This is a genomic window from Novacetimonas sp. GS1 (assembly GCF_036686925.1).
GTDB classification, from domain to species: Bacteria; Pseudomonadota; Alphaproteobacteria; order Acetobacterales; family Acetobacteraceae; genus Novacetimonas; species Novacetimonas hansenii.
Window position 1 is genome coordinate 2686850 of record NZ_VSZP01000001.1, and the last position, 14716, is coordinate 2701565.

At 52.4% G+C, this 14716-nt stretch carries 7 protein-coding genes and 4 pseudogenes; 7 read left to right on the forward strand and 4 right to left on the reverse strand.

What is annotated here, in order from left to right; all coding sequences use genetic code 11:
• Window positions 1–58 precede the first annotated feature (58 nt).
• Window positions 59–468, reverse strand: a pseudogene (locus FYB92_RS11770) (IS5 family transposase); the annotation flags it as partial.
• A gap of 95 nt (window positions 469–563) precedes the next feature.
• On the opposite strand from FYB92_RS11770, the gene FYB92_RS11775 reads away from it, so the two are divergent.
• Window positions 564–1454, forward strand: coding sequence for a LysR family transcriptional regulator (locus FYB92_RS11775; protein WP_332828715.1), 891 nt, complete (start codon window positions 564–566; stop codon window positions 1452–1454).
• Window positions 1455–1496: 42 nt separating this feature from the next.
• Here the strand turns inward: FYB92_RS11775 and FYB92_RS11780 are convergent, their stop codons facing one another.
• Window positions 1497–2372 carry an arginase family protein gene (locus FYB92_RS11780; RefSeq protein WP_332828716.1) on the reverse strand — a complete coding sequence of 292 codons (876 nt, stop codon included), beginning with the start codon at window positions 2370–2372 and terminating at the stop codon, window positions 1497–1499.
• 448 nt (window positions 2373–2820) lie between these two features.
• Here FYB92_RS11780 and FYB92_RS11785 point away from each other — a divergent pair.
• Window positions 2821–3393 (forward strand): annotated as a pseudogene (locus FYB92_RS11785) (MFS transporter); the annotation flags it as partial.
• Between the two features lie 33 nt (window positions 3394–3426).
• On the opposite strand, the pseudogene FYB92_RS11790 reads toward FYB92_RS11785, so the two are convergent.
• Window positions 3427–3810 (reverse strand): annotated as a pseudogene (locus FYB92_RS11790) (IS5-like element IS1031C family transposase); the annotation flags it as partial.
• Between the two features lie 24 nt (window positions 3811–3834).
• A pseudogene (locus FYB92_RS11795) lies at window positions 3835–4655 on the reverse strand (IS5 family transposase); the annotation flags it as partial.
• 268 nt (window positions 4656–4923) lie between these two features.
• On the opposite strand from FYB92_RS11795, the gene FYB92_RS11800 reads away from it, so the two are divergent.
• From FYB92_RS11800 to FYB92_RS11820, 5 genes are read left to right on the forward strand one after another with little or no spacing between them, the layout of a single operon-like run.
• Window positions 4924–5634, forward strand: a complete 711-nt coding sequence (locus tag FYB92_RS11800) for a response regulator transcription factor (protein ID WP_332828717.1) — start codon at window positions 4924–4926, stop codon at window positions 5632–5634.
• Window positions 5631–6980, forward strand: a complete 1350-nt coding sequence (locus FYB92_RS11805) for an ATP-binding protein (protein WP_332828718.1) — start codon at window positions 5631–5633, stop codon at window positions 6978–6980. The genes FYB92_RS11800 and FYB92_RS11805 overlap by 4 nt, the downstream gene beginning before the upstream one ends.
• A gap of 47 nt (window positions 6981–7027) precedes the next feature.
• Complete coding sequence (locus FYB92_RS11810; RefSeq protein ID WP_332828719.1) at window positions 7028–8215, forward strand: efflux RND transporter periplasmic adaptor subunit; 1188 nt, start codon at window positions 7028–7030, stop codon at window positions 8213–8215.
• A complete protein-coding gene (locus FYB92_RS11815; RefSeq protein WP_332828720.1) occupies window positions 8212–11376 on the forward strand; it encodes an efflux RND transporter permease subunit in 3165 nt (1054 codons plus the stop codon). The genes FYB92_RS11810 and FYB92_RS11815 overlap by 4 nt, the downstream gene beginning before the upstream one ends.
• Before the next feature lie 3 nt (window positions 11377–11379).
• On the forward strand, window positions 11380–14715 hold the full coding sequence (locus FYB92_RS11820; protein ID WP_332828721.1) for an efflux RND transporter permease subunit: 3336 nt from the start codon (window positions 11380–11382) through the stop codon (window positions 14713–14715).
• Window position 14716 lies beyond the last annotated feature (1 nt).

Here is a 14716-nt window from a genome sequence, read left to right on the forward strand (position 1 = left end):
TCCGTATCCTTCTCGATCGGACTCTACTTTAAAATGGTTACATTTTCGGGGGGCACGTCACTACGCAGACCTTGGTGCCAAATCCTCCACGTGAGCGGCCAAGAGCCTCACGATCCTTTCGGCGTTCTCTGTGCCCCCTTTTTTAGCCGCTCCGGCCGCTTTATGATGGGCACGGATTGTCGTGCCATCAAGAAAGACCATGCCGAGGTCTTGATCCCTGTCTTTGGCCTTTTCAAAGAGGCGCTGCCACACACCGAGTTTCGACCAGCGAATGAACAACTGTGCTGCAATCCACCAGGGACCAAACTCTGATGGCAAGGCACGCCACTTCGCGCCGTTCTGATGGCGCCAGAAAATCGCGGATATCGTCCGTCGAAGGTTCTTTGGTGGGGTCTTGCCCTTCGGACGGACTTCCTCGATCAAAGGCTCCCAGACAGACCATGCGGTATCGGAAAAGACAGACTGCATCATGCTCATCATAAACAGCTATGCAATCCGTTCCGTCATTCAAGGCCTAACAGGCCCTAGTGATTAAGTGATAAAAACAGCATTCAGGTCAGCAAGTGTCACGAGAAAATTTCAGCGAACTGCTTTCTTTTCTGGCGGTTGCCCAAGAACGGAGCTTTACAAAGGCGGCGGCCCGCAGAGGTGTTACGCCCTCTGCAATAAGCCACACCATGCGTCTTCTGGAAGAGCGACTGGGCGTCACCCTTCTGACAAGAACAACACGGCGTGTCGTTCCCACGCCTGCGGGAGACTATCTGCTGCAAAATATTCAGCCGCTTTTCGACGAAATCGAGAACCGGATGGCTAGCCTTGATGAATTCCGCAAATGTCCCAGAGGCAATCTGCGGATCACCGTAACAGATGAATCTCTGGGCTTCTTTCTTCGACCTCGCATTGCAGATTTTCTAAAGAACTACCCAGAAATCTCCCTTGAGATCTCAACGGATCTGCGCCTGATTGATATTGTGGATGAGGGCTTCGACGCTGGCGTGCGCCTTGGAGAACTGGTGACACAGGGGATGATTTCAGTGCCTGTATCGCCTGACATCCAATTTGCAGTTGTTGGGGCTCCGACCTATTTCAAAAGCCATGCCCTCCCCAAAGCCCCGGCCAGTTTGCAAGAGCACAACTGTATCGGGGTTCGCCTGCCAACCCATGGAAAGATTTATCCCTGGCGTTTCAGACAGAAGGGAAAAGACCTGAAGTTTCAGCCTGTCGGCCAATTTGTATGCAATAATGTATTCGGTGCACGAGATGCCTGCCTGGACGGCATTGGCCTCGCCTATATCCCTAAAATTGTTGCAGAAGAACACATCCAGAATGGCAAACTGATATCAGTTCTGGAACCCTTCTGTCCGACGCATCTGGGGTTTCATCTCTTCTACCCCCGACACCATCGCCATTCGATGCCTCTGTCGCTGTTCGTCGAGGAAATGAAAGTAAAATGAGAAAGCCTGTCTTCGAAAATACAGGCTTTCTCGGGCGATGGTTCAACCGCCGATAAGAGGAAGCTGTTTGAGCATTTCCTGCAGGTTTAGCGCATCCCAGGGCATGTGCTCGGCAATCGTCATACCGACCACTTCTTTTTCGGTCGTCACTTCCTGAATGAGTTTCAGAACATCGGGAATATTGAGTTTTCCCTCGGCAACGTCTCCAAAATCATGCTTGCCCCGACCCGGTTTTGCAAACAGTAAAGAACGGAAGTTGTGCGGATCCAGCACATCCAGATCCAGATGAATGGCAAGCACTTCGATCTGACTGTCTTTTAGCCATTCCATGACCGGCTGTGCGCCATCACGCACCTGCTGGGGTGAACATGTCCGCAATCCATGATCCGCAATGAACTGGGCTTCGAACGGAAGTGGATCGTGGATGCCCGCAATCATCACATTCTTTGCAGGAACCGGCCTTGTCACTGCTTTCGTCAGGTCGGGGTCGCCATGGCCTAACAGAGCCCCCAGAACGTGTGCATGTGCGTTGGTATACTGCTTTGGGGTCTGAACGTCTGGATGGGTATCAATCCAGAGCACCCCCAGCCTGTCACCATAACGTTCTGAAAGCCACGAAAAAGGCATGAGCGAGACAAGACAGTCCCCACCCAGAACCGCCAGTGACTTTGGTTGATGGCGTTCAATGATTTTCCGGGCTTCCTGAATCTGTTTCAGCAGCACACTGCGTCCACGCATTTCATCCTCGACTGGCAAAGGAACGTCAGTCGGAGCGTCAACCGGAACTTCCTCAACAGGGCCAGCAGAAGGGGGAGCCAGCCAGGCCAGAAGTTTTGATCCAAGATAATAGGGGGGATTATCGCCGCCCTGCCACTGAGGGAAAATGAGTCTCAAAGTTTGGGCATTCTGATCCGTCATGGAAGACCTCCTGTCAGGTAAGTGCATGCGGTATGCCTCGGCACCGATCAGACAACTCGCCATCACGCCAGACGTGAGGGCGATTATCTTTCTTCTTTCGTAAAAAATCCGAGATTTTCCGAACCACTTCATACACTAGAGTATTTCATGAGGGGGATAGAATTAATAGTCATTCATTGCTGAAATTTACTCACAAACATTTTGATGAAAAACTCTATAGTCATGCAAACCCTTCGATTTTAAGACAGGAAAATCTCTAAAAAAGGCCAAGGCTGTATCCACATCGTATGGATTGGTCCTATCTGAGTTCATATGGAAATTGGCACCATAAATGAATATAATTATTTTATGTTCAGAAAATAATACATTAATTTTCGTTTGTATTATTGGTGTGAAATGTTGGAGTATATTTTTGCAACATGAAATTTCAGAAAAAAAGGCTCCCATCATGCAGCATTTGATTGCTCGGGAGCTTTCACCTGCTCGCCAGAGACTGGCCGTCCTGTCTCTGGCGTTGGGATCATTTGCGTCCGTCACCACCGAATTTCTTCCCGTAGGTATCCTGCCTGATATTTCGAGAACATTTTTTGTAACTCCTGGAACGGCAGGGCTTACCATGACCGTTCCGGGCATGATGGCAGCGCTTTCTGCTCCTGGGGTCATGCTTTTTTCAGGGCGCACGGATCGTCGCAGGATTATTTTATGGCTCTCCCTTATTCTGCTGGCAGGTTGCCTTATTGCCACCCTGGCACCGACATTTGCAGTGATGCTGCTCAGTCGGGCACTGGTCGGTATCAGTCTTGGCGCATTCTAGGCGATGGGCCTTTCTGTTGCAGTAGAACTCGTTGCCAAGCAAAAAGCGCATAAGGCAGCCGCGGCTGTTTTCGCAGGGGTCACAGCAGCCATGATCCTGGGGGTTCCAATGGGATCTCTTGTGGCAGAATACTCTTCCTGGCGCGGTGCATTCGTGGCTGCCGCAATCATTGCCATTGCCGCTTTACTTATGCAGTGGAGAATGCTTCCAACTATTCCAGCGGAAAGCCATGTGCGGTTTACCGGCATAGCCGCCATCGGCGAAGATGTGGCGAAGCCATGGAAAGTGTTTGCGTATTGCCGCCAGGACATCGACAGCCCCGTCACGATCCTGAATGTCAGCGGCATGAACAAGGAGGAAGATCAGGAAGCCGCAGGTATCCGTCAGAATATGGCGCTTGCGACCTTTGACCTTCTTTCCAGCGTCATAACCGGAAATTCCCCCACTTTCCGTGGTTTTCACCGACTGGCTATCAATCACGCCCGCGCTCGGGGAGGCCTTACGCCCTTCGATCTCCCGCAGGTTCATGACCAGTACTGTGTTCATCGCTTCGAACAGTCCGGCATCACGCCATGCGTAAAAGTAGCGCCTGACGGTCGAGACCGGTGGAAAGCATTTCGGCAGTGTCTGTCCAAGAACATTGTTTTTAAGCTTTCTGACCATCAAACGGACTGATGCCCATTGAAGGAAAGCCAGCGCATTGTGATTGAGACACTCCCAATCCTTGCTCAGGCGTCGACAGCGGTTCAACCAAGCGATGGTGCGCTCCACGATCCAGCGCTTGGGCAACACCACGAACTTTCCGAGGTCACAGCGTCGCACGATCTCGACGTTTACAGAATGGCAGACATGAGCCAGTCCCTGCTGGAACTTCGTCCCCTGATAGCCCGCGTCGGCGTAGAGTTTCAGGAGGAACGGATACAGTCCGAACAGTGTCGCCATCAGCATGACACCGCCATCACGGTCCTGAATATCGGCCGCGTGGACCGTTGCCCTCATCAACAGGCCCTGCGTATCGACGAGGAGATGCCGCTTCCTGCCCTTGATCCTCTTGCCGGCGTCAAAGCCGGACGGATCGATGCGCCGCCCCCTTTTTCAGCGCTTTTGACGCTCTGGCTGTCGATGATCGCCGCTGTAGGACTGGCCTTACGGCCCGCCTGCTCCCGACACAGGACATAGAGTGTATGGTGCAGACGATCGAGTGTACCGTCATGTTGCCAGCGGCAGAAGTAGTAATTCACCGTACTGCGCGGCGGCAGGTCTTTCGGGATCGCACGCCACTGGCAACCCGTTCCAAGAACATACATCAGGCCGTTCATGACCTCGCGTATATTCACCGTTCGCTTATTGCCGCCACGCCGGGCAGCCGGGATCAGCGGTGCGATCAGCGACCATTCCTCCTCCGTCAGGTCACTCGGATAGCGAAGCTGGCTCCGGTCATATCGGGCCCGGTTCTCGGCGGTCCACATCAGCAACTCCTTCAAATCAGGCGCGCTGACAGAAAATCATAAACAATTCCAATAATTCAATATGTTCTTGGACAGACACTAAAGAATGAGCATTCCGGTCTCTATATGTCAAAATGACATAAATAATTATCCTACCTTCATAATTTCCATTTTTGTGTCACTATCTGGCTATCGTCATCACTACGTAGCACATAGGAAAATATCTCAGGTGTCGGATCGGTCACAATGCAAAACTGAGACGAGCGGGACATCACTATCCGCACGGCCATTGCATATCCTGATCGTTGAAGATGATCTTGAAATTCTATCTCTTCTAAAGCATTTCCTGTCGCAGAAAGGCTACATCATTTATGCGGCTGAGGATCTGGCTGGTCTCCAGGCTGTATTGCATGAACAAGCTGTTGATATGGTTCTCCTTGATCTGATGCTGCCCAAGGAAGACGGAAAATTTCTCTGCCGGTACATCAAGAAAAACACGGCTCTTCCTCTTCTGATTATCAGCGCTTTATCAGAAGTAGACGACAGGATTGTGGGTCTTAATCTTGGTGCTGATGATTACATCGCAAAACCTTTCGATCCCCGCGAACTTGAGGCACGGATCTGTGCGGTGTTTCGTCGGAACCAAAATGCCGGAGCACCACAGGAATACTGTTTTGGAAACTGGCGCTTCCTTCCCAGAAAAAGCATTCTTTATAGCCAGAAGGGTGTTCGCGTTACCCTGACGGGCGCGGAAACAAAACTCCTTCAGGAATTTTGCCAGAATCCCGACAAGGCCATGGCGAGAAGCACATTGGTTGCAGCCCTCAAGGGGGATGCTGACGAAATCGATCCGCGGGCAATTGACCTGATCATCAGCAGATTGCGCCGTAAGCTGGCTGAAGAGGGTGGCCAGCTAGAACTGATCCGGACAATCCGTGGCGAAGGTTACGTTTTTCAACCCCATCTCCAGAAACCAAAAGGCGGATTTCCGGCCCGATGAGCAAGACTATTCTGTGGCCTCGTAGCATCTCAACGCAGATGGTGACGATCGTGATCCTGTGCATGGCAACGACCATTTCAGTCATCATGTTCCTGCTCGTCGCCTTTCGGCCTTATATTCCGCCTTTGCCTGATGGTCCCTGGCCAAACAGTCTTGCCATTGAAACCGGCCTGACCGCATTGCAGCATGTACCCGAGCCGGAAAGAAAAAAGCTCGCGCAAATGATTTCTACGCCGGATCTCAGGTTCGTCGTCGGGGAACGAGCATCGTGCAAAACGATTCCAACCCGTATGCCTACAGAAGACCTGCGCCGTATTCTGCAGGACAAACATCCTGAATTCATCGTCGAGGCCTATAGCTGCGCGGCCGACAGTTCGGGTATGACGACAAGCACTCTGGTCATCAATAATGGCTATTATGCTGTTCAGGCGCATGACGGGGTCAATTTTCACTGGCCGCAGATCATGCGTCTGACAATGCCTTTGATTGTCGCTTTTGCATCCGTATTTCTTATGGTGGTTGCTCTTTCCGTCTGGTCTGTCAGGAGAATCAACCGGCCGCTTTCCTTTCTGGCCGAGCACGTCGAGGCATTCGGGCAGGATATTACCCCGATGCCTCTGGAAGATACTGGTCCTTTGGAAATCCAGCGTCTGGCACGGGCCTATAATCGTATGCAGGCCCATATTGTGCGTTATGTTGAAGAACGGACGCGTATGCTGATGAGCATCGGACATGACCTGCGTACGCCCCTGACACGTCTGGCAATGCGTGTGGAACTCGGCGCAGAGATGTTGAGTCCCGACACTGTTCGGCGTGAGGTCATCCTGATGACCAGAATGCTGAACGGAACACTTTCGTACCTTCAGGATCAAAATGACCTTGAACCCGAAGAGACAACGGATCTTGACTCGCTGATCGAAAGTCTCTGCTCAGGTTTTTCCGATATGGGAAAACCGGTTTCCTATACTCCCGTCGGTCAGATGGTCTGCCAGTGTCAACCGATAGCACTGTCCCGCGCCATCAATAACCTGATCGAGAATGGCCTGAAATACGGCGGTTCTGTATCGGTTATTTTGCAAAACAATTCGGAAAAAGCGTTTATTCTTGTGAAAGATCATGGCCCGGGAATACCAAAGCAGGAGCGGGACAATATGTTGCTGCCCTTCACGCGCCTCGACCGGGCGCGTACCAGTCACGGGGGGCTGGGACTGGGCCTTTCCATCGTGCAGCAGGTTGTCGAACGTCATCATGGCTTACTTGAGCTTATGGACAATAAACCATCCGGCCTTGTCGTGCGCATAACACTTCCTATTGGGAAAAACTATTCCCTGTTCAAGAAAAAATAAGATCTTTTTAAGTCATCAATCACCCTAACAAGGAGGGTAGAAACTCCATGTCTGATCAGAACAATCCTGAGGTGCATGCACCGAAAAAAATATCTCGTTGGAAGTTACTGGGTGCTGGGATTGTTGTCGCCGGTATCGCAACCGGTCTTTACTATGTCACGGCTCCTTCAAAAAAGGGCGGTGAGAATGAAGATACAACACCTGTCGCTGTCGCAACAGTGAAGCGCGGTGATATGCCGGTTATCCTTACGGAACTGGGAACCGTTATTCCCATTACGAATGTCACGGTTCAGACACGTATTTCCGGATACCTCACACAGGTGTTGTTTACCGAAGGTCAGGACGTCAGGGAAGGCGATTTGCTGGCAGTCATTGATCCGCGTCCCTATCAGGCCCAACTGAAGCAGTACGAAGGACAGCTGGCAGCCGACCTAGCGCAACTGGCAGAGGCGCGCATGGATTATGCGCGTTACATGAAACTGCAGAAGCATGACGCTGTAGACACCCAGACATTTCAGGATCAGAAATACAAAGTCGAGCAACTGGAAGGAACCGTAAAATCAGATGAAGGACTGGTCGATACCTATCGACTGGATCTTGAATACTGCCATATTTATGCTCCCACCTCTGGAAGGATTGGTATCCGCGCCGTTGACCGGGGAAATTATGTCAGTGCTGATCAGACCAATGGTTTGGCGACATTGGCGCAGATGTCTCCCATTTCTGTTATTTTCACTATTCCTCAGGATAAACTTGGTCTTGTCTGGAAAACGTTGCGTAGCAAAAAGGAACTTCCTGTCGAAGCATGGGACAGTGCCAATGAGGAGAAGCTTGCTGAAGGCACAGTCAGTTCTCTTGACAGTGAACTGGATACCTCAACGGGAACAATCAAGCTCAGGGCCATTCTTCCCAATACGACTGAAGAGCTTTTTCCGAACCAGTTTGTAAATGCCCATCTCGTTGTAAAAACAGAACACAATGTGCTGCTGATGCCGGAGAGCGCCGTTCAAACTGGACCCAATGGATCATATGTTTACGTCGCGGGGCCGGATAACATTGTAAAAGTTCAGAACATCAAGACTGGTACCAGCCAGAATGATACGCTCGTGGTGACGTCTGGCCTTACGGAAGGAAACAGGGTCGTCATTTCAGGCGTCGATCACCTGCATGACGGTTCTAAAATCTCCATTCCCGCAAATTCGTCCTCCCCGTCTGGTTCTGAGACAGTAAAATGAATCTGTCCCGGCTTTTTATTGATCGTCCTGTTGCGACGACGCTGCTGTCTTTTGCCATCCTGCTGGCAGGCCTCATCAGCTACCGTTTCCTTCCCGTCTCGGCTCTTCCTGAAGTCGATTATCCGACCATTGTGGTGCGGACTTTTTATCCGGGAGCCAGCGCGGATGTCATGATGACGTCCGTGACAGCGCCGCTTGAAGGGGAAATGGGACAGATGTCCGGCCTTGAGCAGATGACGTCCCAGTCTTCTGCCGGGGCTTCGGTCGTGACCCTGCGTTTCTCGCTCGCAACGTCTCTCGATGTTGCTGAACAGGAAGTGCAGGCGGCAATCAATTCAGCCAACTCACTTCTGCCATCCTCTCTTCCGGCTCCCCCAATTTATTCGAAGGTCAATCCGGCGGATACGCCAGTCCTCATTCTCGGTGTAACGTCCACGACGTTACCTCTTCCTGAAGTCGAAGACTACGTGGCAACCCGTCTGGAACAGAAAATCAGTCAGATATCAGGTGTCGGCGAAGTTTCGCTTTCGGGGGGAAATAAAAAAGCGTATCGCGTCCGGGTCAATATTCCCAAAATGACCGCCTACGGGCTGGATATGGATACGTTGCGCACGACGATCGGCAACGTCAACGTCAATACGCCCACAGGAAGTTTCAACGGAGAGTCCCAGAGCAAAACCATCAATTTCCAGGGACAGATCTCCAGTACGGAGCAACTTCTTGATCAGGTGGTGGGGTGGTCCAGCACCAGCAAGGGGCCTATCCGTATCCGCGACATTGCGACGGTTTCCGAAGGGCCGGAAGATACGGAACTGGCAGGGTGGTCCGATGCTGATCCAGCTATTATCCTGAATATCCGACGTCAGCCTTCGGCCAATATCCTGAGCACAGTCAACGCGATCAAAAGCCGACTTTCCCAGTTGCAGGCTGATCTGCCTGCGGGCGTGACAATCAAGGTGTTGACGGACCGTACAACGACAATTCAGGCATCGGTTTCCGACGTCGAGTTTGAACTTCTGCTGTCTCTCGCTCTGGTCGTCGGTGTTATTTTCGTCTTTCTGCACGATCCTTTCGCGACACTGATCCCGGCATTGTCTGTTCCCTTGTCGATTGTGGGAACACTTGCCGTCATGCATTTCGAGGGCTTTTCCCTTGATAACCTGTCACTGATGTCCCTGACGATCGCAACAGGTTTTGTTGTTGATGATGCCATCGTCATGATCGAAAATATCGCGCGTTATATCGAGAAAGGTAATGATCGCTACAAGGCTGCCGTGGATGGGGCTGGCGAGATTGGCTTCACAATCATTTCTCTGACGGTCTCCCTTATTGCCGTTCTGATCCCACTGCTTTTTATGAGCGATGTGATAGGAAGGCTGTTTTATGAATTCTCTGTCACGCTCGCCGTAACGATCGTTATTTCAGCCATTGTGTCCCTGACGCTGGTGCCCATGTTGTGCGCCCGTCTGCTGAAGGACCACGATCATACCAAAGCCAAACCGCACTGGGCCGCAGCGACGGATCGGCTTATCGCTCGTGTGATTGGTGCCTATGACCGCGGACTTGCTCATGTTCTGCGGCATCAGACACTCACAATGATCTGTTTTGTGATAACGCTCGTCGTTACGGCCGGGCTTGTGATGATCATCCCCAAAGGACTGTTTCCAGAACAGGATACCGGCGTTCTGCAGGGTATTTCCGTGATGGATGCCTCCATTTCTTTTGATGAAATGAAGGCTTTGCAGAAGAGTCTGGGAGACGTGCTTCTCAGGGATGCCGATGTTGCCAGCCTGTCGTCCTATATTGGTGTTGATGGCGACAACACGACGCTGAACCGGGGCCGGTTTCAGATCAATCTGAAATCACATGACAGGAGGACCCTGACTGCTGCGCAAATCGGCCGACGTCTTCAGAAGGAAGCCTTGCAGGTTCCCGGCACACAGCTTTACGTGCAGCCTGTACAGGATCTGACCCTAGATACCACTGTGTCCGCCACGCGATATCAGTTCCTGATTGAGGATTCGAGCACGGAACGCCTCGAAACCTGGGTGCCCAGACTGGTCAAGGAGCTTCAGAAATCTACCGCATTGTCTGAAGTCACATCTGACCTTCAGGCACAGGCTCTGGCCACCGATGTCACACTGGACCGTAGCACCGGGGCACGATTTTCCATTACGCCGCAGACCGTGGACAATCTGCTTTATGACTCATTCGGTCAGCGTCAGATCTCGACCATCTATACGCAGTCCAGTCAGTACCGCGTGATCCTTGAAGCGCTTCCCCAGTTCCAGCGACGCCCGGAATCACTGGACCAACTTTATATGGCTGGGAGTGCGACGACAGGAAGCAGTACGTCAGGCCCCACACGGCAGCCGACATCCGGGCTTGTCCCTCTCTCGGCGGTTGCCAAAATCACACCTGCCAAGGCTTCGATGCTCATAACCCATGTGGGCCAGTTTCCCGCTGCTACGATTTCCTTCAACGTGGCGAGGGGGCATGCACTCGGAGAGGCCGTTTCTGCCATTGAGCAGGCACGCAGGAAGCTCAGTCTGCCAGCAACCATGCAGACATCCTTTCAGGGAACAGCTCAGGTTTTCGAGAGCAGTATGTCCAGTGAGGTCTGGCTGATTCTTGCGGCTCTTGCGGCCATTTATATCGTGCTGGGTGTGCTCTATGAGAGTTTTGTCCATCCCCTGACCATTCTCTCAACGCTGCCGTCCGCTGCCGTGGGAGCTTTGCTGATGCTCTGGATGACAGGGGCCGGGCTGGATATCATGGGCATCATCGGCATCGTGTTGCTGATTGGCATTGTCAAAAAAAACGCGATCATGATGATCGACTTCGCGCTTGAGGCCGAGCGTGTTGAGGGTATGTCATCTGAAGCGTCCATCGTGCAGGCCGCGAAGCTGCGTTTCCGCCCCATCCTTATGACGACGCTGGCTGCCATGCTTGGTGCTGTCCCGCTGGCCATTGGCTCAGGCGTGGGGTCTGAGCTACGCCATCCGTTGGGGTATGCGATTGTTGGTGGGCTGATGGTGAGTCAGTTGCTCACCCTTTTCACCACGCCCGTCATTTACCTGAAAATGGAGCAATTGCGTCTCTATGCGACTGCCTGGCAGAACAGACGCCATGGTGGCGTCTCAGCCCCGGCGGGAGAGTAGGAAATGTCTCCTGTCGCCCTGTGCATACAGCGCCCGATTGGTACAACCCTGATCGTAATCGGTATGATATTGGCTGGTATTATAGGATATAATCAGCTCCCGGTTTCCGATCTTCCCAATGTCGATATGCCGATGATTCAGGTCTCGGCTCAGCAGGCTGGTGGCACGCCGGAGGAAATGGCCAGCACTATTGCCGAACCGCTGGAACGACATTTAGGGACGATTGCGGGGCTGGATTCCATGACATCGGAATCCGTCACGGGACAGGTCAATATCTCGCTGCAGTTCGTATCTTCGCGCGATGTGAACAGCGCGGCCAGAGACGTACAGGCAGCGATCCGTGCCGCCCGTAGTGACCTGCCATCAACCCTGCGACAGGACCCGACATATCGTGCCGCAAACACGTCAGGGATGCCGATCATGGTGCTGGCGCTGACATCGAAAACCCGGACATCTGCCCAGCTTTACGATGAAGCGACCAATGTTCTTGAACAGCATCTTGATTCCGTAACTGGTGTGGGAGAGGTGGAACTGGGAGGGAGTGCGCTTCCTGCCGTTCGTGTCGAGATGAATCCCCTCAAACTTTATCAGTATGGGATCGGGTTTGAAGATATCCGTGCTGCGCTGTCATCGGCCAATGCCAACACGCCCAAAGGTTTTATTACCCGCGGAAAACAGCGCCTGATTTTGAGAACCAATGACCAGATCCGTAAAGCAAAGGACCTGAAGGGACTGATCGTTGCTTACAGAAGCAATCGGCCTGTCCATCTGGAAGACGTGGCGACAGTTACAGACAGTGTGGAGGATGTGGAAACAGGGGGATTTTTCAATGGCTCTCCGGCTGTATTGGCGATTATTTTTCCACGGTCGGGAGCGAATGTCGTCAAGACCATCAACGAGATCCGTGCCCGCTTTCCTACGTTGCTTTCTGCGCTTCCTGCCGATGTGGAGCTTCATGTCAGTAGCGATCGTTCCCAGACGATCAGGGCCGCTCTGGATGACACCCAGCGTACGCTGGTCCTGTCGGTCCTGCTTGTCGTAGGGGTGGTACTGGTCTTTCTACGCTCTCCCCGGACAACCCTGATTCCGGCCGTCGTTGTTCCGACGTCTCTGATCGCGACGTTCGCAGTCATGAAATTCATGGGGTATTCCCTGGACAACCTGTCCCTGATGGCTCTGACGATTGCGACTGGATTTGTCGTTGATGACGCGATTGTCGTTCTTGAAAATATCAGTCGTTATATTGAAGCTGGCGTGCCGCATTCCAAGGCGGTTCTGAAAGGATCGCAGGAAGTCGCTTTCACGGTCTTTTCCGTCTCTATTTCCCTCGTGGCTGTTTTCTTTCCTGTTGCCATGCTCAGCGGTATTATTGGTGGGTTACTTCATGAATTCGCCATGATCATCTCGATCACAGTATTGGTCTCGATGGTTCTTTCCCTGACACTGACGCCCATGATGTGCGCCTATATTTTGCGCTCTAAAGACGACGAAGAAGCCCACAGGTTTTCTGAGCATCGTGGCAGACTGGCTGCAGTATCAATTCAGATCGAGGCAATGTTTGACCGTATGCACGCAACATACGGTCGTCTTCTGGATCATGCATTCAGGCACCCGGTTCTGGTCCTCCTTTCTCTGCCATCCACCATTCTTTTGATGGGCGTACTATTTTTCCTGATGCCGAAAGGCCTGTTCCCAGAAAGCGATACCGGATCGCTGATGGCTCATCTTGTGGCGGATCAGTCGATTTCATTCAATGCAATGATGGCCAAGGTCAAAGATGTAGAAGGCACGGTTTTAGGGAACAGGGAAGTTGACAGTATCGTGGGCTTTATTGGTGGCCGTGACTCCGCCAATCAGGCAATGATGTTCGTGGAACTTAAGGACAAGTCAGATCGCAAGGTTTCAATTCAGCAGACTGTAGCGGACCTCCGACGCCGTACTTCGGGTGTTGCCGGGGGGCAGTTTATTGCTCAGGTCCCCAGTCTGCTTCCAACAGGTCCCCGGAGCAGTAACGGCGCCTATCAGTATACCCTGGAGAGTGATGACGCCAAAGACCTTTATCACTGGGTTCCTATCCTTCAGGAGGCTTTGCAAAAGCACGTTCAGCTAAAAGATATTTCCACGGATATTCAGCAGAAAGGTCTTGCTGAAGAAGTGGTGCTGGACCGCGATCTGGCAGGACGTACGAATATTACTGCACAGCTTGTTGCCAATGCGCTTTATGACGCCTTTGGTCAGCGCTCAGCTTCGGTCATTTACAACGCCCTGAACCAGTACCGTGTGGTGATGAATGTGCAGCCGCAATACTGGAAAAACGCTGACATGTTGCAACTGGCCTGGGTCAGTGCTTCCGGCGGGACAGCAAGTGGCAGCACGCAGAGTAACAGTATCCGTTCCTCGTCGTCGTCCAGCAGTTCCTCCGATACGACGGACACATCTTCCTCATCAGAGAACAGCCAGTCCTTTACCAATCAGATCGCAAACAGTCTGGCAGGAGGAAGCAGCGCGTCGAGTGGCTCGGCCGTTTCTTCAGATGCTGAAACGATGATCCCACTTTCCGTGGTCGCACGGATGTCCCGCGGGACAACGCCGGTCAACGTCAATCATCAGGGGCAGGCCATTGCGGCAACGCTTTCGTTCAATCTGGCATCAGGTGCATCAATGTCTGATGCGACCCGTATTATCAGCAACGAAATGGTCCGCCTTAAAATGCCGTCCTCCATACATGGAAGTTTTGCCGGGACCGCGGCCCAGTTTCAGAGCCAGAGTAGCAGCGAACCATTGATCATTCTGGCTGCCCTGGCTGCTGTCTATGTTGTGCTTGGCATTTTGTATGAGAGCTATGTCCACCCGCTCACCATTCTGTCGACCCTTCCATCAGCGGGGGCTGGTGCTTTGCTGGCGCTTTACCTGTGTGGTCAGGAATTTGATCTGATTGGGTTGATCGGGGTCATTCTGCTGATCGGGATCGTCAAGAAGAATGCAATTCTGCTGGTCGATTTTGCCATTGGTGAAGAACGGCAGAATGGCAAGAGCGCACACGAGGCCATTCACGAAGCTTGCATGCTGCGTTTCCGACCGATCCTGATGACCACTCTGGCCGCAGCATTAGGTGCTGTCCCGCTGGTGTTCGGGAATGGGTATGGCGTTGAACTTCATCGCCCCCTTGGCATCGCCATTATTGGTGGCCTTGCCCTGAGCCAGATCCTTACGCTTTTCACAACGCCGGTCGTCTATATTTACCTTGATCGTCTGGGAATGTGGGGGCGGCAGAAATTGCCAGCTACTCTGCGCGGTCTCGTCCAGCGTCTCAGACCATCCTCTTTCCTCCGCTCCTGAG